This window comes from Bacillus sp. FSL K6-2869 (assembly GCF_040869405.1).
Lineage (GTDB): Bacteria > Bacillota > Bacilli > Bacillales > Bacillaceae > Bacillus > Bacillus altitudinis.
Window position 1 is genome coordinate 1,422,203 of record NZ_CP152035.1, and the last position, 24,557, is coordinate 1,446,759.

Annotated in this window: 26 protein-coding genes; 17 read left to right on the forward strand and 9 right to left on the reverse strand. The window is 40.2% G+C overall.

The features are described from left to right. Positions 1–29 precede the first annotated feature (29 nt). Both MHI58_RS07285 and ade read left to right on the forward strand, forming a co-directional pair. Positions 30–698 (forward strand): TrkA family potassium uptake protein, encoded by a 669-nt coding sequence (locus MHI58_RS07285; protein WP_008345123.1) that lies wholly within the window; start codon positions 30–32, stop codon positions 696–698. A 263-nt stretch (positions 699–961) separates the two neighbouring features. Next, positions 962–2,692, forward strand: coding sequence for an adenine deaminase (gene ade / locus MHI58_RS07290; RefSeq protein WP_113766995.1), 1,731 nt, complete (start codon positions 962–964; stop codon positions 2,690–2,692). A gap of 98 nt (positions 2,693–2,790) precedes the next feature. On the opposite strand, the gene rnjA is transcribed toward ade, so the two are convergent. Continuing rightward, complete coding sequence (gene rnjA / locus MHI58_RS07295) at positions 2,791–4,458, reverse strand: ribonuclease J1 (RefSeq protein WP_012009818.1); 1,668 nt, start codon at positions 4,456–4,458, stop codon at positions 2,791–2,793. Between the two features lie 5 nt (positions 4,459–4,463). Further along, on the reverse strand, positions 4,464–4,673 hold the full coding sequence (locus tag MHI58_RS07300) for a DNA-dependent RNA polymerase subunit epsilon (protein ID WP_008345114.1): 210 nt from the start codon (positions 4,671–4,673) through the stop codon (positions 4,464–4,466). A gap of 394 nt (positions 4,674–5,067) precedes the next feature. Here MHI58_RS07300 and MHI58_RS07305 point away from each other — a divergent pair, with 394 nt between their 5' ends. Continuing rightward, on the forward strand, positions 5,068–5,847 hold the full coding sequence (locus MHI58_RS07305) for a Cof-type HAD-IIB family hydrolase (RefSeq protein WP_045034224.1): 780 nt from the start codon (positions 5,068–5,070) through the stop codon (positions 5,845–5,847). Positions 5,848–5,885: 38 nt separating this feature from the next. On the opposite strand, the gene def is transcribed toward MHI58_RS07305, so the two are convergent. Both def and MHI58_RS07315 read right to left on the reverse strand, forming a co-directional pair. Continuing rightward, positions 5,886–6,443, reverse strand: coding sequence for a peptide deformylase (gene def, locus MHI58_RS07310; RefSeq protein WP_045034225.1), 558 nt, complete (start codon positions 6,441–6,443; stop codon positions 5,886–5,888). Positions 6,444–6,555: 112 nt separating this feature from the next. Beyond that, positions 6,556–6,735, reverse strand: coding sequence for a YjcZ family sporulation protein (locus MHI58_RS07315; protein WP_026050085.1), 180 nt, complete (start codon positions 6,733–6,735; stop codon positions 6,556–6,558). 235 nt (positions 6,736–6,970) lie between these two features. Here MHI58_RS07315 and MHI58_RS07320 point away from each other — a divergent pair, with 235 nt between their 5' ends. From MHI58_RS07320 to lpdA, 5 genes are all read left to right on the forward strand, one after another. After that, a complete protein-coding gene (locus tag MHI58_RS07320) occupies positions 6,971–7,639 on the forward strand; it encodes a YkyA family protein (protein WP_041507359.1) in 669 nt (222 codons plus the stop codon). A 567-nt stretch (positions 7,640–8,206) separates the two neighbouring features. Next, positions 8,207–9,322, forward strand: coding sequence for a pyruvate dehydrogenase (acetyl-transferring) E1 component subunit alpha (gene pdhA / locus MHI58_RS07325; protein ID WP_007498599.1), 1,116 nt, complete (start codon positions 8,207–8,209; stop codon positions 9,320–9,322). 3 nt (positions 9,323–9,325) lie between these two features. Then, a complete protein-coding gene (gene pdhB, locus MHI58_RS07330) occupies positions 9,326–10,303 on the forward strand; it encodes a pyruvate dehydrogenase complex E1 component subunit beta (protein ID WP_007498597.1) in 978 nt (325 codons plus the stop codon). Between the two features lie 108 nt (positions 10,304–10,411). Continuing rightward, positions 10,412–11,755 carry a dihydrolipoamide acetyltransferase family protein gene (locus MHI58_RS07335; RefSeq protein WP_008345100.1) on the forward strand — a complete coding sequence of 448 codons (1,344 nt, stop codon included), beginning with the start codon at positions 10,412–10,414 and terminating at the stop codon, positions 11,753–11,755. Positions 11,756–11,759: 4 nt separating this feature from the next. Beyond that, entirely contained in the window at positions 11,760–13,172 is a 1,413-nt protein-coding gene (gene lpdA, locus MHI58_RS07340) for a dihydrolipoyl dehydrogenase (RefSeq protein ID WP_003211097.1), read from the forward strand. Between the two features lie 125 nt (positions 13,173–13,297). Here lpdA and MHI58_RS07345 read toward each other — a convergent pair whose 3' ends face one another. After that, positions 13,298–13,678, reverse strand: coding sequence for a hypothetical protein (locus tag MHI58_RS07345; RefSeq protein WP_223255627.1), 381 nt, complete (start codon positions 13,676–13,678; stop codon positions 13,298–13,300). Between the two features lie 318 nt (positions 13,679–13,996). On the opposite strand from MHI58_RS07345, the gene MHI58_RS07350 reads away from it, so the two are divergent. Further along, entirely contained in the window at positions 13,997–14,116 is a 120-nt protein-coding gene (locus MHI58_RS07350; protein WP_003212464.1) for a GapA-binding peptide SR1P, read from the forward strand. A 43-nt stretch (positions 14,117–14,159) separates the two neighbouring features. Here MHI58_RS07350 and MHI58_RS07355 read toward each other — a convergent pair whose 3' ends face one another. Then, the gene (locus MHI58_RS07355; protein ID WP_110487304.1) at positions 14,160–15,632 is read right to left on the reverse strand and encodes an aminotransferase class I/II-fold pyridoxal phosphate-dependent enzyme; all 1,473 of its coding nucleotides are present in this window, start codon (positions 15,630–15,632) and stop codon (positions 14,160–14,162) included. 190 nt (positions 15,633–15,822) lie between these two features. On the opposite strand from MHI58_RS07355, the gene MHI58_RS07360 reads away from it, so the two are divergent. Beyond that, complete coding sequence (locus tag MHI58_RS07360) at positions 15,823–16,092, forward strand: UPF0223 family protein (protein WP_008345089.1); 270 nt, start codon at positions 15,823–15,825, stop codon at positions 16,090–16,092. Between the two features lie 226 nt (positions 16,093–16,318). On the opposite strand, the gene MHI58_RS07365 is transcribed toward MHI58_RS07360, so the two are convergent. Further along, a complete protein-coding gene (locus tag MHI58_RS07365) occupies positions 16,319–16,954 on the reverse strand; it encodes a DUF1054 domain-containing protein (protein ID WP_045034227.1) in 636 nt (211 codons plus the stop codon). Positions 16,955–17,241: 287 nt separating this feature from the next. Here MHI58_RS07365 and MHI58_RS07370 point away from each other — a divergent pair, with 287 nt between their 5' ends. From MHI58_RS07370 to MHI58_RS07395, 6 genes are all read left to right on the forward strand, one after another. Continuing rightward, positions 17,242–17,430 (forward strand): hypothetical protein, encoded by a 189-nt coding sequence (locus MHI58_RS07370; RefSeq protein ID WP_008345085.1) that lies wholly within the window; start codon positions 17,242–17,244, stop codon positions 17,428–17,430. 133 nt (positions 17,431–17,563) lie between these two features. Beyond that, a complete protein-coding gene (locus MHI58_RS07375; protein ID WP_041507356.1) occupies positions 17,564–18,370 on the forward strand; it encodes an inositol monophosphatase family protein in 807 nt (268 codons plus the stop codon). A 183-nt stretch (positions 18,371–18,553) separates the two neighbouring features. Further along, the gene (locus tag MHI58_RS07380; RefSeq protein WP_234710292.1) at positions 18,554–20,407 is read left to right on the forward strand and encodes a hypothetical protein; all 1,854 of its coding nucleotides are present in this window, start codon (positions 18,554–18,556) and stop codon (positions 20,405–20,407) included. Next, the gene (locus MHI58_RS07385; RefSeq protein ID WP_041507354.1) at positions 20,397–20,660 is read left to right on the forward strand and encodes a hypothetical protein; all 264 of its coding nucleotides are present in this window, start codon (positions 20,397–20,399) and stop codon (positions 20,658–20,660) included. Before MHI58_RS07380 ends, MHI58_RS07385 begins: the two co-directional genes overlap by 11 nt. Continuing rightward, the gene (locus MHI58_RS07390) at positions 20,660–21,178 is read left to right on the forward strand and encodes a sigma-70 family RNA polymerase sigma factor (RefSeq protein WP_025207276.1); all 519 of its coding nucleotides are present in this window, start codon (positions 20,660–20,662) and stop codon (positions 21,176–21,178) included. Before MHI58_RS07385 ends, MHI58_RS07390 begins: the two co-directional genes overlap by 1 nt. Next, positions 21,175–21,468 carry an anti-sigma factor gene (locus MHI58_RS07395; protein WP_025207277.1) on the forward strand — a complete coding sequence of 98 codons (294 nt, stop codon included), beginning with the start codon at positions 21,175–21,177 and terminating at the stop codon, positions 21,466–21,468. Before MHI58_RS07390 ends, MHI58_RS07395 begins: the two co-directional genes overlap by 4 nt. A gap of 43 nt (positions 21,469–21,511) precedes the next feature. Here MHI58_RS07395 and MHI58_RS07400 read toward each other — a convergent pair whose 3' ends face one another. Next, positions 21,512–22,147 (reverse strand): hypothetical protein, encoded by a 636-nt coding sequence (locus MHI58_RS07400; protein WP_024720290.1) that lies wholly within the window; start codon positions 22,145–22,147, stop codon positions 21,512–21,514. A 273-nt stretch (positions 22,148–22,420) separates the two neighbouring features. Continuing rightward, positions 22,421–22,600, reverse strand: a complete 180-nt coding sequence (locus MHI58_RS07405) for a DUF5325 family protein (protein WP_003211596.1) — start codon at positions 22,598–22,600, stop codon at positions 22,421–22,423. A gap of 113 nt (positions 22,601–22,713) precedes the next feature. Here MHI58_RS07405 and typA point away from each other — a divergent pair, with 113 nt between their 5' ends. Then, positions 22,714–24,552 (forward strand): translational GTPase TypA, encoded by a 1,839-nt coding sequence (typA, locus tag MHI58_RS07410; protein ID WP_012009833.1) that lies wholly within the window; start codon positions 22,714–22,716, stop codon positions 24,550–24,552. Positions 24,553–24,557 lie beyond the last annotated feature (5 nt).

Genomic DNA, 24,557 nt, shown 5'->3' on the forward strand with positions numbered 1-24,557 from the left:
ATGGTAAGTGATATAAAAGGAGTCTGAACATGAAAAAGGAATATGCAGTCATTGGTCTTGGACGCTTCGGCGGAAGTATCTGCAAGGCGCTAAGCGAAGAAGGACTTGAAGTCATGGCCATGGATATGAATGAAGATCGTGTGAACGAATATGCTAAAATTGCATCACATGCCGTGATTGGTGATTCGACGGACGAATCTGTCCTAAAGAACCTAGGCATCCGCAATTTTGATCATGTGATCGTGGCGATAGGTGAAAACATTCAGGCGAGTATTTTAACAACGATTATGCTGAAAGAACTTGGTGTCAAAATGGTCACAGTGAAAGCTCAAAATGACTACCATGAAAAGGTTTTGAATAAAATTGGTGCGGACCGTATTGTCCATCCTGAACGAGACATGGGCAGACGGATTGCACATAAAATTATTTCTAACAACGTGCTTGATTATTTAGAGCTGTCAGATGAGTACAGCCTCATTGAAATCGTCGCCAACAGCAGACTTGCTGGGCACTCTTTGTTAGATCTCGACATTCGTGCAAGGTACGGGATCAATATCGTGGCAATTAAACGCGGGAAAGAAGTGATCGTTTCACCGCTCGCAGATGAAATGATTCAAAAAGAAGATATCCTCATTGTCATTGGGGCAGTGGCAGATATCGGGCGCTTTGAAAAACGGGAAATGCAGAACGACTATTAAACACTCCGAGAAGGGGTGTTTTTTTGCTTTAGAAGTGTACATATGGGGCGGACATTGCGGGAGAGAACAAAGTGGAAAAGAGCCGTTTACTTTCTAAAAGAACAGCAAAATAGAACATGGTTATTTTTCAGCCAATTATCACTATTCAGAAATAAAAATCAATCTTTTGATATGGTTGATTTTCTCTAAATGTCATTGACTGGGCAAACAGATTCGTTTACGATAAGAAACATTATATTGTTTACTCGGAGGAGGCAGTGTCGTTGGATAAGGAGCTTTTCAGACATCAAATTGAGGTAGCTGCAAAGAGAAAAAAAGCAGCCCTAGTGATTAAACATGCGAAGGTTATGGACGTGTTTAACCAGGAATGGATAGACGCTGATGTCGCTGTTGAAAATGGAAAAATAGTAGGAATTGGGGAGTATGAGGGAGAACAGGAGCTGGATGCAACAGGTCAAATGCTTGTTCCTGGTTTCATTGACGGCCACGTTCATATCGAATCCTCGATGGTGACTCCTGCTGAATTTTCCAAAGCTGTCGTTCCTCACGGTGTGACAACTGTTGTAACAGACCCGCATGAAATTGCCAATGTATCCGGTGTTGCAGGTATCCGTTTTATGCTCGAAGAAGCGAGAAAAGCTGCTCTAAATATATATTTCATGCTGCCATCCTGTGTACCGGCAGTCAGCTTTGAACGATCAGGTGCTACACTAAAAGCAAAAGATTTAAAGCCTCTTTATCAGGAGAAAGAAGTGCTTGGTCTTGCCGAAGTGATGGATTATGTCGCGGTGGAACAAGCGGAAGAAGATATGCTTCAAAAACTGCTTGATGCTCAACATGAACATAAACTCATTGATGGCCATCTAGCAGGATTAACGGACCGATTAATTAATGTGTACCGAACAGCTAATGTCCAAACGGATCATGAGGTGACAACAGCTCAAGAGGCCCTTGAACGTGTCAAAAGAGGCATGTATGTCATGCTGAGAGAAGGCTCTGTTGCTAAAAACGTGAAAAACGTATTGCCTGCTGTCAATGAGAAGAATGCGAGACGCTTTTTCTTTTGTACGGATGATAAACATTTAGATGATTTAATGGCTCAAGGAAGTATTGATGAACAAGTACGGATGTCGATACAAGAAGGATTGGACCCCTTTTTAGCATATCAAATGGGAAGTTTAAACGCAGCGGAGTGCTTCGGTCTCAAAACAAAGGGAGCAATTGCACCAGGCTTTGACGCGGACTTTATGCTCATTTCTGACTTACATGAGGTAGGAATTACAAGCGTCTTTATCGCAGGAGAATTGGTCTCTGAACATGGAGAATATTTGCCAAGTGTCGACAAGATCACGCCAAGTTCTTCGCTCATGCAATCGGTACATGCAGTGGACGTCCGAGAGAAAGATCTAACGCTGCCTATAACAGATCATCAAAAGATGAATGTCATTCGCATTATACCGAATCAGCTTGAAACGAAATTAGAACAAATATCTCCTTCTGGAAGCGATGGACAATTTACGAGTGATATTGATCGAGATGTATTAAAAATAGTACTTGTCGAACGCCACAAAGGTCTATCTGAAATTGGGATAGGGGTTGTCAGCGGTTTCGGCTTAAAAGAGGGGGCGATTGCAACAACAGTTGCCCATGACTCGCATAACTTAATTGCCGTTGGAACAAATGATGCTGATATGATCAAAGCCATTGAGACGTTAAAAGAAGCAGGGGGCGGTTTGACCGTTGTAAAAGAGGGAGAAGTTCTTCATACGCTTCCATTACCGATTTCCGGTTTATTATCAGATCAACCTGCACATACGGTCAATGAAAGCCTTCATGCACTTCATGAAGCGTTAAACGAAACAGGCTTTGCCTTAGACTTTAATCCGTTTTTGACATTATCCTTCTTGGCACTGCCAGTCATTCCTGATGTGAAAATGACAACACAAGGATTGTTTGATGTGAGAAGTTTTCAGCATCTCCCGATTCAATCGTAAAACAATGACTGAACCCGCACGTATCGTACAGATATGCGGGTTTTTTAATGCGCATAAAAAAGAGACACAGCCAATTGGCTGTGTCTCCTTGTACGTCATTACACTTCCATAATAATCGGTAAGATCATTGGGCGGCGTCTTGTTTTTTCATAAAGGAAAGGAGCAAGAGTGTCAGTAATCTCGTTCTTAATTTCTGACCATTGAGTCGTCTTACGTTCCATTACTTTTTCAAGATGCTTTGAAATGAGATCTTGCGCGTCATTAATGAGGTCTCCAGATTCTCTCATGTAGACAAAACCTCTTGAGATTAAATCAGGACCTGCAGAAATTTTGAATTCTTTCATATCCATGCTGACAACAACAATGACAAGACCTTCTTCTGAAAGAATGCGGCGGTCTCTTAACACGATGTTGCCGATATCACCAATACCGCTACCGTCGATATACACGTTGCCTGATGGAATTTTGCCAGCGACACTTGCTTCGTCACCTTTCAGTGCAAGAACTTCACCGTTATCCATGATAAAGCAGTTTTCCTCAGGGATTCCGCAATCATTCGCAAGTTTAATATGCGTTTTTTGCATGCGGTACTCACCGTGAATTGGCATAAAGAATTTTGGTTTAATTAAACGGAGCATCAGCTTTTGTTCTTCCTGCCCGCCGTGTCCAGAGGTATGAATATTATTGAGTGAGCCATGAATGACTTCAGCACCAGCACGATAAAGCTGGTTAATGGTACGGCTTACGCTAATATTGTTACCTGGGATCGGTGAAGACGAGAAGACAACAGTGTCTCCAGGGTTAATTGAAATCTGGCGGTGCGTACCGTTGGCAATACGAGAAAGAGCGGCCATCGGTTCGCCCTGACTACCAGTACAAAGAATGGTTACTTTGTTTGCTGGAAGGCGGTTGATTTCATTGTGTTCAATGAATGTGTTTTTTGGACATTTAATGTAGCCAAGATCTTGTCCAATATCAATAGCAGACTCCATGCTACGCCCAAACACCGCAACTTTTCGACCGTTGGCAACAGCGGACTCGATCACTTGCTGAAGTCTGTGAATGTTAGATGCAAATGTAGCAAAGATAATACGTCCATCTACTTTTCTAAAGATGTCATCAATGCTTTCACCTACACGTCTCTCGGACATCGTAAATTCTGGAATTTCACTATTTGTACTGTCAGATAGAAGACAAAGAACGCCTTCTTTCCCGATCTCAGCCATTTTCGTTAAATTGGCAGGCTCGCCAACAGGAGTAAAGTCAAACTTGAAATCGCCTGTATGTACGATGTTACCAGGAGGTGTCTTCACGACAATTCCATAAGAATCTGGGATACTGTGTGTCGTTCTAAAGAAAGATACAGCTGTTTTTCTAAATTTGATCGTATCTTCTTCTTCAAAGATGTGAAGTTTGGTCTGTCTTAATAGACCATGCTCTTCCAATTTGTTACGAAGGAGGCCGATTGCGAGTTTGCCTCCGTAAACTGGAATATTCACTTGCTTGAGAAGGTAAGGGATACCGCCGATGTGGTCTTCATGTCCGTGAGTAATAAAAAGACCTTTGATTTTATCTTCGTTTTTAACTAAATACGTATAGTCAGGGATGACGTAATCAATTCCAAGAAGTTCATCTTCAGGGAACTTAATACCAGCATCAATCAAAATGATTTCATCTTGAAATTGAACGCCATACGTGTTTTTACCGATCTCGCCTAATCCGCCGAGCGCAAAAACTGCCGCCTGATCGTTTTTTACAAATTTCATTCCTCTCATAGCTCCAATACTTTAAAATTTTCACTTTCTCGTTCATAGTCTAAAAAAGCACCGTCTACAGGCTGAATGAATTCAATATTGTAGTTATGTTTTTTCAACTTATCGCGTACGTCTCTTTCAGAAACCGCTTCAACGTATAGTGAATCTGTGTGTTCTCTTACAGGTACCTCAGTCGTACTTGCCTGAAAAAATACCTTATATATCATCCAAATCTCTCCTTAAATACCGTATGTTACACTCGCTTATTCTATTATATTAAAAAAACGCGCATAAGAAAAGTCTCAGAGAAAAAAGGACCTTCAGCAAATGTGCGGAAGATCCTTTTAAGCAATCGATTTTTTACGAAGCATGTCCTTCCATTGTCTTCGAATTTTCTTGCGCAGACGACGAAGCATCGCGGATCGCCTCCTTTCGGTATGAGTCTCATTCAGCCATTTGTTCCGTTCTCTCTATATACTTGTATTATATGATGTTTCCACTTAATGTTACATGGTTATATGTGGGAAATGGGCGTTTTAAGAGGAAGTGGTTTCGTCAGTGAAGATCTTTCTGTATGATGAAGGGGAGAGGGTATACATAACAAGAGACAGGAGACGAGATATGAATAAAAAAGTCATCTTCTTTGATATCGACGGTACTTTATATGACCATGATAAAAAAATACCTGAATCAACGAAGCGAGCTGTTCGTTTATTAAAAGAAAAAGGGCATCATCTCTTCATTGCATCTGGCCGATCGCCTTTTCTCATCCAGCCTATTTTAGAAGAAATAGGGCTTGACTCATTTATTGCTTATAACGGTCAGTATGTCATGTACGAAGGAGAAGTCATTTACGGCAATCCACTTAAGCAAGAGCTGATGGATAAAATTTATGAAACAGCGGATCAACATGATCATCCGCTTGTTTTCATGGGAGAGAAGACGATGAAGGCGTCTGTGCCGAACCATCCATTTATCCATGAAGGGATTGGCACTTTAAAAACAGAGCATCCCGAGCATGATTTGTCATTCTTTAAAGAAAACGTCATTTATCAAATGCTGCTATTTTGTAAAGCAGAAGAGGAACATCTATATGAAGCGTTCCGTGAAGAAATTGATCTCGTCAGGTGGCATGAGCTGTCTACTGATGTCCTGCCGAAAGGTGGATCAAAGGCTGAAGGAATTAAACGAGTCATTGAAAGACTTCCGTACGATCAAAAGGACACAATTGCCTTCGGTGACGGGCTGAACGATCGAGAAATGATTTCGTTTGTTGGAACAGGCATTGCGATGGGGAATGCAGTCAATGAATTAAAAACATTAGCTGACTTTGTCACCAAACCTGTAGATGAGGATGGCATATTCCACGCTGTGACTGAATTAGGCCTTATTGATGAATAAAAAACAAGACCCGCTGATGGACGGGTCTTGTTTTTATATTATGATCTGCCGATCGCAACCGCGTTGTCTGGCTCGGCGAATGGATGATCTTTTTGGATATGATCATAAAACATAATGCCATTTAAGTGGTCAATTTCATGCTGAAAAACGATGGCCGGAAACCCTTTTAGGCGAATGTCAATGTCTTCACCTTCAAGCGTTGTACCTTTCACTCTGATTTTTTCATAGCGCGGGACGAATCCAGGGATGGCTTCATCAACAGATAAACAGCCTTCTCCAGTAGCTAAATAAGCTCTTTTGACTGAATGGCTAACAATGCGAGGATTGAATAATGCATAGCTGTAAAGTTCTCCGCCCTCGTCTTCACAGTGAACAGCGATCATTCGTTTACTGATATTGATTTGCGGAGCTGCTAGGCCAACACCGGGTCTAAGTTCATATTTTTCAGCAATGTCTGCATCCTGACTGTTTTTGACAAAATCAATCATGTCAGCTAATTGCTGTTTTTCTTCTTCTGTTGGCGGGAGTTCGACCGCTTCAGCTGTTTGTCTTAAGACGGGATGCCCGTCTCGTACGATATCATCCATGGTAATCACAAAACTTCACTCCTATTTCCTTTGTATGTAAAGTATATAAAATGATACACAACATATGCAATGAAATAAAGAAGACCGGTCGTATGAGACCGGTCAGAGGCTTATTCAGCCATTAGCAGCAGCCACCGCCGCCTAAGAATGCTGCGCCAACAATGATCAATAGAATGAATAGGACGACGATTAAAGCGAATGTACGTCCACCACCGTAACCGCAACCGTATCCACCACCATAACTTGGATAGCAACAACCGCCGCCGTATCCATAACCGTAACCGCCGTATCCACCATACATACTTCCATGACTATAATTAGACATACTTTTGACCTCCTTTGGAAATACACTCGGCCTCTCATAAGTGAAGGCGAAGCGTGTAATATAAACTATGTATGAATGCACTATTTGTATAGTCATGAGCCTAGAGCATGAAAAAAATCTTCTTTCCCCTCAAAAAACCATCCTCTTTCCTTGTCACAACCGCCCTGAAAAATTATAGTGGTATGTGGAGATGTAAAGGGGGACCTTGTAATTGAAACAGATGAAAAGAAGAATAAAAGCAGGTGCAACTTTAGCGGGGATATGCACCCTCTTGCTTGCGGGCTGCGGAGGTCAAAATCCGCTTTATGAGATGCAAGATGCCATGACAAAAATGAGCGAAAAAGAAGCATCCTTTGAAAAAGAACAAGGCGCACTGCAAAGCTATGAGAAAAAAGAGCAGCAGTTGTATAAAAAAATGATTCAAACAACAAAAGACCACACAAAAACCGTCTCAAACTTGTCTGATCAAGCATTAGCATCGGCAGAAAAGCGTGAAGAACATTTAAAAACAGAAAAAGACAGCATGGATCAATCGAAAAAAGAATTTCAATCTGTAAAGGAATTCGCTGGACAGATAAAAGATGCAGAAGTAAAAGACAAAGCAGAACAAACAGTCAAATCAATTGAAAAAAGATACGCATCGTATGATCAGCTTTACCGTGAGTATCAAAAGGCGCTGAAACAAGACAAGCACTTGTATGAATCCTTAAAAAGAAAAGACTTAGGATACGCTGAGCTGAAATCCAAATTAAAGACAGTGAATCGTTCCTATAGTAAAGTTAGAAAAGAAAGCAAGAAGTTCAATCAATATACAGATCAATTGAACGAATATAAACAAGCTTTATACAAAACAGCTCAGAAAGAATCACAAAACAGCTAAAAACAGTACTTGCATATTTGCTAGCTCTGTTTATCGCTGCTACTCCCAAAGTGCCTGCGTGTCGTTACTCGTTTTTCCAAGATGTCAAACTGAAAAGAAGAGAAAGGGTTAAAATGAAGTTCATTTTAGCCCTTTGTCCATCACGATCAAAAGAGCTGAAAATAGCTCTTTTTTTATTTTTCGACAAAAACAAACATGTGCTATTGTAGTACAGTGATCCACTCTATACTAGTACAGTTTGTGCTGTTGATTAAACAGATTGATACAGGTCACCATAAAAAGTAAAGCGAATACATTTATTTAAATAAAGCCGTTAAATCAATTGACGGACTATTTTTCTTGTTGTAAACTATTCCTTGTTAACAGAAGTTGTATTAGTTTTTTGTGAACTATCGTTAATACAGTTAGAAAAACTCAAAAGCAAGCGATCATCCAATGTTTCGACAATGATCTTTGTGGCTATTATATACAGGAGTCATATGAGCATTTTGGGTTATCCTATATCTGTATGTATAAATGGATTCACGACAAATTGACTGTTAAAAGAAAGGAAGAGGTGACTTTAGAATGGCTGCAAAAACAAAAAAAGCAATTGTTGATAGCAAAAAGCAATTCGATGCCATCAAAAAGCAGTTTGAAACGTTCCAAATTTTAAACGAAAAAGGCGAAGTCGTAAACGAAGCGGCAATGCCAGATCTTTCAGATGACCAATTAAAAGAATTAATGCGCCGTATGGTGTTTACACGTGTATTAGATCAACGTTCAATTTCATTGAACCGTCAAGGACGTCTTGGCTTCTATGCGCCAACAGCTGGACAAGAAGCTTCTCAGCTTGCAACTCACTTTGCACTTGAGAAAGAAGATTTCATTCTTCCAGGATATCGTGATGTACCACAATTAATCTGGCATGGTCTTCCACTAACAAAAGCATTCTTGTTCTCTCGTGGACACTTTGTTGGAAACCAAATGCCTGAAGATGTGAATGCACTTTCTCCGCAAATCATTATCGGTGCACAAATCATTCAAGCTGCTGGTGTAGCTCTTGGTTTGAAAAAGCGCGGTAAAAATGCTGTTGCAATCACTTACACTGGTGATGGTGGAGCTTCACAAGGTGATTTCTACGAAGGTATTAACTTTGCAGGGGCTTACAAAGCGCCAGCGATTTTTGTTGTCCAAAACAATAGATATGCGATCTCTACACCTGTTGAAAAGCAATCTGCTGCACAAACAATTGCACAAAAAGCAGCTGCAGCTGGTATCGTAGGCGTACAAGTTGACGGTATGGATGCATTAGCTGTATACGCAGCGACTGCTGAAGCTCGTGAGCGTGCTGTAAATGGTGAAGGTCCAACATTAATTGAAACTCTTACATTCCGTTACGGCCCACATACAATGGCTGGTGACGATCCAACAAGATATCGTACAAAAGAAGATGAAAATGAGTGGGAGCAAAAAGATCCATTGGTACGCTACCGCAAATTCTTGGAAAACAAAGGCCTTTGGTCTGAAGAAGAAGAGAATAAAGTCATCGAAGATGCAAAAGAACAAATCAAACAAGCAATCAAAGAAGCTGACGAACAGCCTAAGCAGAAAGTCACTGATTTGATTGAAAACATGTACGATGTGAAACCATTTAACTTGGTTGAACAGCTTGAAATCTACAAACAGAAGGAGTCGAAGTAAGCCATGGCGCAAATGACATTGATTCAAGCGATCACTGATGCGTTACGCACAGAACTGAAAAATGACGAAAACGTTCTTGTTTTCGGAGAAGACGTTGGTAAAAACGGCGGCGTATTCCGTGCGACTGAAGGATTGCAAAAAGAGTTTGGTGAGGATCGTGTATTCGATACTCCACTTGCTGAATCTGGTATTGGCGGTCTTGCAATTGGCCTTGGACTACAAGAATTCCGCCCAGTAATGGAAATTCAATTCTTCGGATTCGTTTACGAAGTATTAGATTCTGTTTCTGGACAAATGGCTCGTATGCGTTACCGTTCTGGTGGACGCTGGCATTCTCCAGTGACAATCCGTTCTCCATTTGGCGGAGGAGTTCACACACCTGAGCTTCACGCTGATAGCTTAGAAGGTCTTATTGCACAACAGCCTGGTATCAAGGTTGTTATTCCTTCAACACCTTACGATGCAAAAGGACTATTAATTTCTGCAATCCGTGACAACGATCCGGTTGTATTCCTTGAGCATATGAAACTTTATCGTTCTTTCCGTCAGGAAGTTCCTGAAGAAGAGTACACAATTGAAATCGGTAAAGCTGACGTGAAACGTGAAGGTTCTGACCTTTCAATCATCACTTACGGTGCAATGGTTCACGAATCACTTAAAGCTGCTGAAGAACTTGAAAAAGAAGGCGTTTCTGCTGAGGTCGTTGACCTTCGTACAGTGAGCCCGCTTGATATTGAAACAATCATCGCTTCTGTTGAAAAAACAGGCCGTGCGATCGTTGTTCAAGAAGCACAAAAACAAGCTGGTATTGCAGCAAACGTAGTAGCTGAAATCAATGATAGAGCAATTCTTAGCCTAGAAGCACCAGTACTTCGTGTAGCTGCACCTGATACTGTATTTGCTTTCTCTCAAGCTGAGAGCGTATGGCTTCCAAACCATAAAGACGTGCTTGAAACAGCTAAGAAAGTTCTTGAATTTTAATTAAATGACAGAGGGGAAAAGAATTTATTTCTCTTCCCCTTTATCAATTACATGACCGTGTAATGTTGACAGAACAAGGGTTTAACATAATCTAGGAGGCGAAAAACAGTGGCATTTGAATTTAAACTTCCGGACATCGGAGAAGGTATCCACGAAGGTGAGATCGTTAAGTGGTTTGTAAAACCAAACGACGAAATCAATGAAGATGACGTTTTAGCAGAGGTACAAAATGATAAAGCAGTTGTAGAAATTCCTTCACCTGTTAAAGGAAAAGTATTAGAATTAAAAGTTGAAGAGGGAACAGTTGCAACTGTAGGACAAACAATCATTACGTTTGATGCACCTGGTTACGAAAATCTTCAATTTAAAGGCAGTGAAGAAGAAGGCGAAGCGAAAACTGAAGCTCAAGTACAAGGTACTGCTGAAGCTGGTAACGAGCCTGAAAAGAAAGAAGTTGCTCAAGAAGAAGCGGCAGCAGCAACTGGTGCTGGCGCACAAGAGCAAGTAGATGCTGATCCTAACAAACGCGTTATTGCTATGCCATCTGTACGTAAATATGCGCGTGAAAAAGGCGTTGAAATTTACAAAGTTGCAGGTACTGGTAAAAATGGCCGCGTGCTAAAAGAAGATATCGACAGCTTCCTTAATGGCGGTTCTGCAGCAACTCAAGAAGCAGCACCTCAAGCAGCTGAAAGTGCGAAAGAAGAAGCGGCTCCAAAAGCGGCAGCAGCTCCAGTTCTAGAAGGAGAATTCCCAGAAACTCGCGAGAAAATGAGCGGAATCCGCAAAGCGATTGCGAAAGCAATGGTGAACTCTAAGCACACAGCTCCTCACGTAACATTAATGGATGAAGTTGATGTAACAAACCTTGTTGCACATCGTAAACAATTCAAACAAGTTGCAGCTGATCAAGGAATCAAGTTAACTTACTTGCCTTACGTTGTAAAAGCTCTAACTTCTGCTTTGAAAAAGTACCCAGTACTTAACACTTCTATCGATGATAAAACAGATGAAGTTGTTCAAAAGCATTACTACAACATCGGAATTGCAGCTGATACTGAAAAAGGCTTGCTTGTTCCAGTTGTGAAAAATGCAGATCGCAAAGCGATTTTCGAAGTATCTAACGAAATCAACGAGCTTGCAACAAAAGCACGTGATGGTAAATTGGCTCCAGCTGAAATGAAGGGTGCATCTTGCACAATCACAAACATCGGTTCTGCTGGTGGACAATGGTTTACTCCAGTCATCAACCACCCAGAAGTAGCGATCCTTGGTATTGGCCGTATCGCTGAAAAAGCGGTTGTTCGTGATGGCGAAATCGTTGCAGCTCCAGTCTTAGCTCTTTCCCTAAGCTTTGACCACCGTATGATTGATGGAGCTACTGCGCAAAATGCCCTTAACCACATCAAGCGTTTATTGAATGATCCACAATTAATTTTAATGGAGGCGTAAATTCATGGTAGTAGGAGATTTCCCAATCGAAACAGATACTCTTGTCATCGGTGCAGGTCCTGGTGGATATGTAGCTGCTATTCGTGCTGCACAGCTAGGACAAAAAGTAACAATCGTTGAAAAAGGAACACTTGGCGGCGTATGTCTAAACGTCGGCTGTATCCCTTCAAAAGCATTGATCAATGCTGGACATCGTTTCGAGAATGCAAAGCATTCTGAAGACATGGGTATCAAAGCTGAAAACGTAACAGTTGATTTCACAAAAGTTCAAGAGTGGAAAGCTTCTGTTGTAAACAAATTAACAGGCGGAGTTCAAGGTCTTCTAAAAGGAAATAAAGTAGACATCGTCAAAGGTGAAGCTTATTTCGTAGACAGCAACTCTGTACGTGTCATGGATGAAAATTCAGCGCAGACTTATACATTTAAAAATGCAATTCTTGCAACTGGATCTCGTCCAATCGAATTGCCTACATTTAAATACACAGACCGCGTGATTAACTCAACTGGTGCTTTAGCGCTTAAAGAAGTACCTAAAAAGTTAGTTGTCATCGGTGGTGGATACATCGGTACTGAGCTTGGTACTGCTTATGCGAACTTTGGAACAGAAGTTGTCATCCTTGAAGGTGGAGACGAAATCCTTCCAGGTTTTGAAAAGCAAATGAGCTCATTAGTGAAACGTAACCTGAAGAAAAAAGGAAACGTTGAAATTCACACAAACGCTCTTGCAAAAGGCGTTGAAGAAAAATCTGACGGTGTCACTGTTACTTTCGAAGTAAAAGGTGAAGAAAAAACTGTCGATGCTGACTACGTACTTGTGACTGTTGGTCGTCGTCCAAACACAGATGAGCTTGGTCTTGAGCAAGTTGGTGTTGAATTGACAGACCGCGGAGTTGTCAAAACTGACAAACAATGCCGTACAAGCGTTTCAAACATCTATGCAATTGGTGACATCGTTGATGGACCACCACTTGCACACAAAGCTTCTTACGAAGGTAAAATTGCTGCTGAAGCAATCGCTGGAGAGCCAGCTGAAATTGATTACCTTGGTATTCCTGCTGTTGTATTCTCTGAGCCAGAACTTGCAACTGTTGGATACACTGAAGCAGAAGCAAAAGAAGAAGGAATCGACATCGTTGCAGCGAAATTCCCATTCGCAGCGAACGGACGTGCACTTTCTCTTGATGCAACTGATGGCTTCATGAAAATGATCACTCGTAAAGAGGATGGTCTTGTGATCGGTGCACAAATCGCAGGTGTTGGTGCTTCTGATATGATTTCAGAGCTTAGCCTTGCAATTGAAGCTGGTGTGACAGCTGAAGATATCGCAATGACAATTCACGCTCACCCAACTTTAGGTGAAATCACAATGGAAACGGCTGAAGTAGCAATCGGAAGCCCAATCCATATCGTAAAATAATGAACGTTGAAACCCTCTCCACACGGAGAGGGTTTTTTTATGTATGTGAAACCTCGCTGAAAACGAAAAACCCTCATGAGCTGAGGGCTTTTTTCATATGGATATATAAGTGCAAAGTCGAACCGTTAATTTGTATTCACTCGATCTAATGCTTGGCATATGGGTGATAAGATATCCTCTTTACTTCGGACATTACCTTCCACCTTCACAATGACCTTTTCATTATTGACAAGTAAAATAGCCGGCAGTTCGTCTACTTCATTTTTCCAGCCTTTACGATCTTCTTTGACAATCATCTTGGACATTTCCTTCGGATATTCATTTTTTAAATCGAGCACTGCGTCATAATAAGGACTTTCTTTATCAAGATTTTCTGCATCAGTAAAAAAGAGAATTCTCGGCTTTTGAATATGACTGACCTGGTCTGTCTGATTCGGTATGATATACGCAAATGAGCATGAACTAAGTACAAAGAGCATAGGGAATATAATGAGAAGGGTCCTCATAAAATTCAATCTATTCACCTCAAAATCCTTTGGGGTTGTACCAACATTTTTAGGAGCCAGTTCCCTGTTAGTCACTCTAGTGTATCACGTCCTTTTTGACAATTTTCGATTGTTACTCAATTGTTACAGAATTGATATGAAGCAAAATACATTTGAAACGTTTCCTCAATATGATGAGAAAAAAGCATATTTTTATAAAAAATGATTAAATGTGTCATACAATTAACCGTTGACAACTTAAATGTGACATCATATTATAGAGATATGAAATAGATTAAACGCTTTCAAACTTTGAGTAAAGAAAAGGGGAATGTACAAGTGGGTACAATTATTTGTCAAGATTGCAATGAAACCATTGATCAATTTGAAAATGAAAAAGTGACAACACTTTATGGAACATGTGGTCACTGTCATTGCTGTGATGAAGCCTCTGAATAAATAAAAAAGCATGCAGTCCCAATTGGGGCTGCATGTTTCTTTTTTATAAAATGGCTTTTTGTTCTTTAATGACACGAATCATATCTAGTGTGGAATCTTCAGGTCCTTGAACAGGAAGACCGATTTCGATATTTTTAAAGATATAGGAGATATTTTCTTCTGTGATGATTTCTCCTGGTATAAAAATAGGAATACCAGGCGGATAAACCATGACAAATTCTGCAATGATCCGGCCAGCCGCTTCTTTAAATGGAATGACTTCCGTTGTTGCGTAAAAAGCGTCACGCGGCGTCATCGCAAGCGAAGGGATCTCAGGCAATAACACTTCTGTCACGGCTTGTTTGCCGCCTTGACGTGCAGAGGTGGCCGCAATTTCCTCCATAGCCGTTACAAGCGTATCGATCGTCTCATCACAATCGCCAGGCGTTACGATACATAAAATGTTGTATAGGTCAGAGAGCTCTACTTCAATTCGGTAGCTTTCTCTTAGCCATTTCTCCACATCATGGCCATTGAGTCCAAGGTCTTTAATGGAGATGATTAGTTTTGTTGGGTCATAATCGTAAGTAGAAGGTGAACCGAGAATTTCTTGACCAATACAAGTAATGCCTTCAATTTCGTTTAAACGAGTTCTTGCTGATTCAGCTAATCGAATGGCTTCATCTGCAAGTGCCTTTCCTTCAGTCGCTAATCGCTTTCTAGCGACATCCAGGGAGGCTAAAAGCAAATAAGAAGTAGACGTAGTTGTCAGCATGCTTAAAATAGATTGTACTCGATCCTTTGAAACAAGCCCTTCTTTTATATTTAAAATCGAGCTTTGGGTGAGAGAGCCGCCAAGTTTATGCACACTTGTTGCTGCCATATCAGCTCCCGCCTGCATCGCAGACAATGGAAGCTCATCGTGAAAATGAATATGCACACCATGTGCCTCATCTACTAGAACAGGTACGTCATATGAATGAGCAATCTCTACAATGGTTTTTAAATCAGCTGAAATGCCAAAATACGTTGGGTTAATTACAAGCAGCCCTTTCGCATCTGGATGTTTAGTCAGCGCTCTTTTAGCTGACTCTGGCGTGATGCCATGAGAGATGCCAAGCTCTTTGTCAATTTCCGGGTGAATAAAAACAGGTACTGCACCAGAAAATACAATAGCAGACATAATCGACTTATGGACATTACGAGGAACAATAATTTTGTCTCCAGGGCCACAGACGGTCATCACCATTGTCATGATCGCACCGCTTGTTCCTTGTATAGAGAAAAACGTATGGTCGGCACCAAATGCTTCTGCTGCAAGCTCCTGTGCTTCTTTGATCATTCCTCGAGGCGAATGTAAATCATCAAGAGGTTCTATATTAATAAGGTCAATGCTTAATGCATTGTCTCCAATGAATGCTCTAAATTCAGGATCCATTCCGGCTCCTTTTTTATGGCCTGGAATGTGAAATTGGACTGGATTGGTTGAAGCGTGTTTTTTTAGTCCAGTGTATAAGGGTGTATCATGTTGTGACAATTGCTTTCCCACCTTCATCGAAATACCTGCTATTATTATCCCAATAACAGCAGATTTCATTGCATAAAACAAAAGAATTATATTATGAACTGATCGGAATGTAAAGCATAAAATCAATCGGATTCTGATCAAACAGATGCTATAATAAAAGTTCAAATAAGAAATGTGGATTAAAGTGAGGGACAAGTAAATGGAATATCAATATCCAATGGACGTCGACTGGACAACTGAAGAAAAGATGGCGGTCATTTCATTTTTTCAAGCCGTTGAAAAAGCCTATGAAACAGGAATTGCGAAACAAGCGTTACTAGAGGCTTATAAACGATTTAAAGAAGTTGTACCATCAAAAGCAGAAGAAAAGACGCATTGTGCGGCGTTTGAAAAGGGAAGTGGGTATTCCCCTTATCGCACAGTAAAAAGTGCAAGAGAGGCTGAAGAAACAGCTATGATACGGATGTGAAAAACGAGCCAATATAGGCTCGTTTCAGCGTGTAGACAAACCCTCGCATTCGTTGTCAGTCCTGCGCGCTGGTGCTCACGAATGACAAATTCGCTCCGCGCAAGTAGCTGTCCTTCCTAGACTGCAAAGGTTTTCTATCACGCTGAAAAGAAGACAAAGGGCTAAAATAAAGTTCATTTTAGCCCTTTGTCAACAATCTGAAACGAGCCAACATAGGCTCGTTTTTTTATACAGATTCTTTTTGTGTAAAGCGGTATAGATAAGTTACTGTGCGGAAGGCATCTTCAATTTTTGATAAGAATTCTTCATTATTCATTTGAATAACTTCTTCTCTAGGAAGCTGGATGCCGCAAAGGAGTTCGGCCTTTTTGACTGTTTGAACACGTTCAAATAGTGTTCTCAGCTGTTCAGCATCAAGTTCGCTGTGGCGGAGGACGTCCGGTTTCATATGATCCTTAGACCAAACAAAGTCTTGCGGTATTTTCTTTTGGATCGTGTCCAGCTCTTTTTCGAATAGTTGCCCATATTCACCTTTCACTGGAGATTCATAAATGAGCGCAAACCATACAAATACATGAGTTTTCCAAAGCCCAATTTGAAAATGAGGGAGCTTTTTATACCCACGCTTACTGTTAGCGAAAGCCACCCAAGTGTCATTTGGCGGGTTGACTGATCTTCTTGCATGTTTTGCCACGTGGACAAACATTTCGTCACCTGTAATAGAAGAAAGAAGCGGTGCAAAATGTTCACCAAGTGCTTCAAGCTTTGGACGGACTCTCTCTTTTAATACGGTCATACGTTCATCTAAACCGTCTACTGTGAATGTTTCAAAATCTTCATCTCTAAAACGCATTTCACTCATGTTATGCCTCCTGTATCTTTTCGCTGATCATATTTTATCATAGCTTGGGTCAAGCTCAAAAAAAGATGCACTTTAAAGAGAAAGATAGCAGGGATCTTGGTTCGGCGTTTAAAAACTTCGATTTTGTGGTACATAACAAATAGGTAAAAACACAATTTTCAGAATGTCGTTGCGGTTATGCGATCGCTTCATACGATATAAGCAAGAACCATTTCTCTTATCGATTGTATTTTTTATCAATGAAAACTGACAAGGAATGAATCATTCTCTGGAAGGGGCGTTGACCAGTGAAGCAAATCGTGAAGCATGGGTATAGACAAGAGAAGAAGAATCGCATCGCTGTGTGGAGATTAGAGGTTGATTATGAGCTTTCTACGCTTCATGAAGCCATCGAGCAAAAAGATGATATCCAGGTAGAACGCAGCAAACGAAAGCTTGAGCGCCTAAGAAAAGAGTGGGAGCAGCTTCAAGGGTAAAACAAGGTGAGGTAAAAACGAACCAATTCATCGGTTCGTTTTTGTATGAAGCTGCTTTTTTCTTGCTTTTACGTACATAATATCAGTATGCTAATACAAATAGGTACTACATAGAAAAGAGGTTTACAGTCCGATGACAAACTGGGTGGAAATTGACCGACTTGCAAAGCTTTGGGTAAAAGAAGCGGGTAGCCGCATTAAAGCATCCATGCAGGAAGGTCTATCAATTGAAACAAAATCAAATCCAAATGATCTTGTCACAAACATCGATAAAGAAACAGAACGTTTCTTCATTGAAAAGATACAGTCGACATTTTCAGATCATCATATTTTAGGAGAAGAGGGTCAAGGGGAAGAAGTGACATCTCTTGACGGGATAGTATGGATCATTGATCCAATTGATGGCACCATGAACTTTGTCCATCAGAAACGAAATTTTGCCATTTCAATTGGGATATTTGAAAATGGTGTGGGGAAAATCGGCCTTATTTATGACGTCATCCATGACGAGCTCTATCATGCAGTCAAAGGAGAAGGGGCGTATATGAACGATACCTTACTCCCGCCTTTAAAAGATGTCGCCATTGAAAAAGCCATTGTCGGCATTAACCCAACATGGGCGATTGAAAGCCCTCATTTTGACGCTAAACCGTTTGCTCGTCTCGTACGCGATGTGAGAGGAACACGAACGATTGGGTCAGCTGCACTTGAACTAGCTTATATTGCAAGCGGAAGAAGCGACGCATATGTCACGTTAAGGCTAGCGCCTTGGGATTATGCGGCTGGATGTGTGTTACTTGATGAAGTAGGCGCTGTTTACTCGAATATTCACGGAGAACGCTTGACGTTTCTAGAGAAAAATAGCATTGTTGCTGGAAATCGATCCGTCTGTGAAAAAATCTTGCATGATTACATAAAGGGAAGCGGAAATAAAAAATAAACAACATCACTTCATGAGAATGAAGTGATTTTTTGTATTTGATGAAACTTTTTGACAAGTCAAATGTCTATACGAACGAGGCCTTAATTTGAAGTAAAGGATTGTGTAGCGATGTTTGATTTGTTTAGTGATTTATCCCTCCATTTTGAAAGGTTTTTTATTTTAAATGAGTACAGTATCCACATGATTCAATGGTGTGTGCTTGGACTATTTGTCCTTTTCATTACACTTCCCATATGGAAAGAAAAGAAGAGTAGTTATGTATTTTATGCTGGAATCGTATTAAGAGTAGTTCTGCTAGGGAGTATGACACTTGAGATGATTCACCAAGTGCTAGCTAGACAGTATACGATCGAAACATTTGAAGTGCTGACAGAGTTCATGCAATTTCTCATCTATGGTTATGTCTTGCTTGCATCACTTTTCTATGTGATTTCTCTTCCTTATTTAAAAAATAGGGGCATGTTTTTTGCGTTTGATTTATCTGTGTTACTTCTGCCTTTATGTCAAACGGTATTTATTGTGTTAGTTGAAAGCAAAAAGTTCTTTCTCAGCGGTGATACGGAGCTGGTATGGAGAAATTTGATGACCATTGTGCTTATGATTGGCTTTGCCGCTTTGGTACTTTACCTATTCTTTCGTTTGTTTTGGCATCAGAAGTGGAAAGAATTGCTGTTTTTCTATGGCCTGATTTTCGCTGCGCTGCTGTATATTTTTTATCCTTCTATCTCGAAGTATGAGCTGCAATCTTCGTTTAAATCCATTGTGATTTTAGTAGCGGCCGCAGGAAGCTTTATGACATTACATTTGTTATGTGCGTTACTACAAAACAAGGTGAAGTTGAGAAAGTGGGGTGCTTGGGGAATTGTCGTCTTTTTTATGCTAATGCTAAACCCGGTCCTAAATCTCCCACATATCATGTTTCAATTCACCAAAACGGAACTGACAGATACTTTTTCAGAAGAATATCGCCCTTTATCTGAAGCAAGTGCAAAAGCATTCGCTTCAAAGTTTGTACCGGCGGACACTTCATTATATTCAACGACTATTAAACAGCCGATCTCTGATAACTACGTGTTTGCAGCCGATCAATATGAAGTGAATGTTTCTGCGTTTACAGGTGAATTAAACAGCTATTTTTATCATGGTCGCGCAAAGGGTCAGCATTTGACCGATAAAGAATATAGGGAAAAAACCATTGAATTTTTTGAAAGAAGCGGCCGATCCGTTGATCTAGACCGCATTCATGTAGTGGTTGAAAAAGAAGACGGGGAGACAAGCGTTCTTCTTTTGCCAAAAATGTCTCAGAATAAAGATGAGAGCTTAGCGTTTGCCACCTGGAAAAAAGAGACGCTTCGACAAGCGCAATATGGGAACGCCATCTTTCAATTGAAGGATGTAGACGGGATCAATTTAACAAACAAAGAAATGAAAACGAAAATTAATCGTATTTATAAAAAGTTAAATTTACAGCCCCCAGCTTACCAGATCACAGACGTTGATGCTTTTTATTTTGAATGGCAGCATGAAGTGGCGGTAAAGACAGCCGATCAATCTGAATTTCTGTTTAATGGTTCAACGAAAGAATTGCTGAAAATACAGCTATCAAAAGCGATTCTTCAACAGAAAAAAGGAAATATCAGTGACGAAGATTTGTTGGAATTGATAGGGGAACAGTCAAAAGACGTGAAGATAGAAACAGGAACTCGTGAACACAAACAATATACTTTTCACGGATCATCAAATTTACTTCATGTGACGAGAGATGCCGATGGAATTGCGTTGAATTGGCAATCAAACTCTTCTTTACCGCATACGGTATCGAATCAAGAACGTGATGAAGTCTATCAGCAAGTTCTCAAAAAGTATGAACCTTATGCCATCTATAAAAAACAAATCAAGCCGGTGAGAATGATCGACAAAGAGGGGAAAATGCGCATTTCGTGGTTTGTGATCATTCAAACCTTCGGATCGAATGAGCGGAAAATATATGAAGTAAATGGACGAACAAAAGAGGTGCAACGTTTTGACAGATAAAGAAAAACAAGCCATCTTTCAAGACTTATATGAATTGTATCAGGAAGGGGAGCTTGGAGAAGAGGCTTCTAACTGGATGAAGACGCATGAAAAGCAGTTTCAGCATTCTGTTAAGGGAAACGAGTTTGCTCCTGTCCACACTGAGGATCAGAGCAATTATCACGAATTAAAACGCATGAAGTGGTTTATTTCTTCGTTATACTTCTTTTTTATCGTTTTATCAATTTGGATGACTGTGTGGTTTTATTTTTGATGTCTAGACCGACCAATCAAATTGAAAAAATATATGAAGAATATTTTCAGGAAATCACCAAATATTTATATCGCAGAACGGGAAATGTCGAAACAGCCAAGGATCTTGCGCAGGATGTATTTATCAAGGCACTGCATGGATTATCCTCTTTTAAAGGACATTCAAGCATTAAAACATGGCTTTACACCATTGCTTATCATACATTTGTCAACGACTATCGCCGAAAAGTAAAACGAACTTTTACGGATGTAGAAAAAGCTGACTTTTTAGAGCAGCAGATATTCATGACACCTGAAGAGCATTTAGAAACTCAAGCGGATATTCAAAGGCTGTGGAGCCATATCAATCAATTGAAGGATTCTTACCGAGAAGTCCTCATTTTAAGAGATATTCAGGAATTATCGTATGAAGAAGTAGCGGAAATTTTGAATTGGACTTTATCTAAAGTAAAGACAACCCTTCATCGGGCAAGATTAGAGCTGAAACGAAAGCTACATTGTGAGGAGTTCAACAAATGAACTGTTATTTGATTGAAGAACTATTACCACTTTATATAGAAGGGGACACGAGTGAAGAAACAAATCAATTAGTGAATGAGCACTTACGTTCATGCAAAAAATGCCTTCATCTATATGAAGAAATGAAAGAACCAGTCTCTATTGCAAAGTCAACAGATTTCATACCGTTCATAGATGAAAAAGAAGAAAAAAGAAAGTTTGAAAAGCGCTACTATGGAAAACTGTTATTACGGGCAAGTATTGTTTTTAGTATCGTCTATCTCATCATGCTCTTGATCTATTGGATATAAGAAAGAACCCCCATCTGGATGAACCAGATGGGGGTTTTTGAGCTTAGTTCAATTTTTCTTTAGCAATTTGAACTGCATCATAGAATGTTTTTAATTGCTCTTGAGGAATTTTCTTAAGCAATTGGTTGAAAACAAGTAATTCAGTAGAGCTGAATCCAAGACCTTTAGCGATTTTAGAATCAATTACAACGTTTCCTTTTTTGTCTAGAACAAGTGCATCACCAGCAAGATCAGCAATTCTGATCACTGATTTGAAAAGCTTTTCGAATTTAGTTGCTTCTTCTTTAGTAAGACCAAGTTCAACAGCTTTTTCTGCATCAAAAACCAATTTCCCTTTTTCGTTTTTAGAGATGCTTTCACTGAAAACGATTGTAAGAACAGCTGCGCGATCTAAGAATTTCTCAGCAGTCGCCGCTTCTTCTTCAGTCAAACCGAGCTCAACAGCTTTTTTCACATCAAATGTGTAGTTGTTGTCTTCCTCAACAAATGAATTGATGAGAATGTTGATGACACGCTCGTTTTTCTCCAATAATTCTTTAATAATTTGTTGCTGCTCAAAAGGAATCCCTTTGAAAGTTGCAGCACTTGCTTGCCCAGGAGCTACTGTTGTGAAAGTAAAAATGATAGCTAAAGCGAAAAATACAACAGAGCTGAGCGATTTGCTCAAAAACTTCTTCATGCTTCTTTTCTCTCCCTTTTCTGTTAAATTTTGTTGCAAGAACAGCATACCATGAGAAACTTTGTGGAAGAATAGGAAAAATGTAACTTTGTGTTTGATTTTGGAGAACTATAAAAGTTCTTGTCGAAAAATGGAGGAGTTCAGATTGCTTAGATTTGCCAACACTATATGAAATTTTTAGTTGAATCATTAGTGTTACATAGGTGGTTGGTCTTGTTTTTACCCAAAATAAAAGCCTTCTACATGTAAAATGTAAAAGGCTTTTCATAAATTTTATGATTGTACGTTTAATTTTCGTTTTAATGTAAATCCTGTACCCATGAAAATCATGGCGAACACAATACTTAGACAAATACCCAGCACGTTTTTTTCTGCAAGAGTTACCCCAATAAACGCCATACTGACAACCGCAAGTAATGCACATAATAATAGAAGCCATTTGATTTGTTTCATTTGTCTCCATCCCTTTTTTTAGAGTTAATATAAGTTTACAGAAAAACGATCGGCATTTAAAGGGGATTGTGATATAATATGAAAGTTATCTAATTATTTTAGGAGATGAAAATGTGAAACTTCGAAAAGACCTTCGCAACATCGCAATTATTGCCCACGTTGACCATGGTAAAACGACGCTTGTTGACCAATTGCTCCATCAAGCTGGTACTTTCCGTGCGAATGAAAATATCGCTGAGAGAGCCATGGATTCAAATGATTTAGAGCGAGAGCGCGGTATTACGATCTTAGCTAAAAATACTGCGATCCATTATAAAGATACACGCATTAATATTTTAGATACACCAGGACACGCCGATTTCGGTGGTGAAGTTGAGCGTATCATGAAAATGGTAGATGGTGTACTTCTCGTTGTGGATGCATATGAAGGTTGTATGCCTCAAACACGATTCGTGCTAAAAAAAGCACTTGAGCAAAACTTAACACCAATTGTTGTTGTCAATAAAATTGACCGTGACTTTGCTCGTCCAGCTGAAGTAGTCGATGAAGTCATTGACTTGTTCATTGAATTGGATGCAACAGAAGAACAGCTTGAATTCCCAGTTGTATATGCATCAGCAATCAATGGTACAGCAAGTAACGATGCTAGTAAGCAAGATGAAAACATGGAATCGTTGTTTGAAGCGATTGTCAACCATATCCCATGCCCAGTCGACAACCATGAAGAGCCGCTTCAATTCCAAGTGGCGCTACTTGATTACAATGATTATGTTGGAAGAATTGGAATTGGCCGTGTATTTAGAGGAACGATGCAAGTAGGACAGCAAGTTGCTCTAATGAAAGTGGATGGCAGTGTAAAACAATTCCGCGTGACAAAGATTTTTGGTTTCCAAGGGTTAAAACGAGTGGAAATCAATGAAGCGAAAGCTGGAGATCTTGTCGCAGTATCTGGTATGGAAGACATCAACGTAGGAGAAACAGTCTGCCCGGTAGAACACCAAGAGGCTTTGCCGATCCTTCGTATTGATGAGCCGACACTTCAAATGACATTTGTTGTGAATAACAGCCCATTTGCAGGCCGTGAAGGAAAGTACGTGACATCACGTAAAATTGAAGAGCGTTTAGAACAGCAGCTTCAAACAGACGTAAGTCTTCGTGTAGATCCAACGGATTCACCTGATGCTTGGGTCGTATCAGGACGCGGTGAGCTTCACTTATCCATTCTGATTGAGAATATGAGACGTGAAGGATTTGAACTGCAAGTATCGAAGCCAGAAGTTATTGTAAAAGAAGTTGACGGTGTTCGATGTGAGCCTGTTGAGCGCGTTCAAATTGATGTACCTGAAGAGCACACTGGCTCTATCATGGAATCAATGGGCGCAAGAAAAGGTGAAATGATTGACATGATCAATAATGGTAACGGTCAAGTTCGCCTGATCTTTACAGTGCCATCACGTGGTTTAATCGGATATACAACTGAATTTCTTTCATTAACTCGTGGTTTTGGTATTTTGAACCATACGTTTGACAGCTACCAGCCGATGCAGTCTGGTCAAGTTGGCGGACGCCGTCAAGGTGTACTTGTTTCAATGGAAACAGGTAAAGCAACTGCTTACGGAATCCAAGGCGTTGAAGAGCGCGGTGTGATTTTCGTTGAGCCGGGTGTTGAAGTATACCAAGGAATGATTGTTGGTGAGCATAACCGTGAAAACGATCTTGTTGTCAACGTGAGCCGTATGAAACAACAAACAAACGTACGTTCTGCGACAAAAGATCAAACAGTTAGTATGAAAAAACCACGTATTATGTCACTTGAGGAATCTCTTGAGTACTTAAATGAAGACGAATACTGTGAGGTTACACCGGAATCTATCCGTTTAAGAAAGAAAATTTTAGATAAAAACGAACGTGAGAAAGCAGCGAAGAAGAAAAAGCTAGCAGGATTATCTTAATTCCA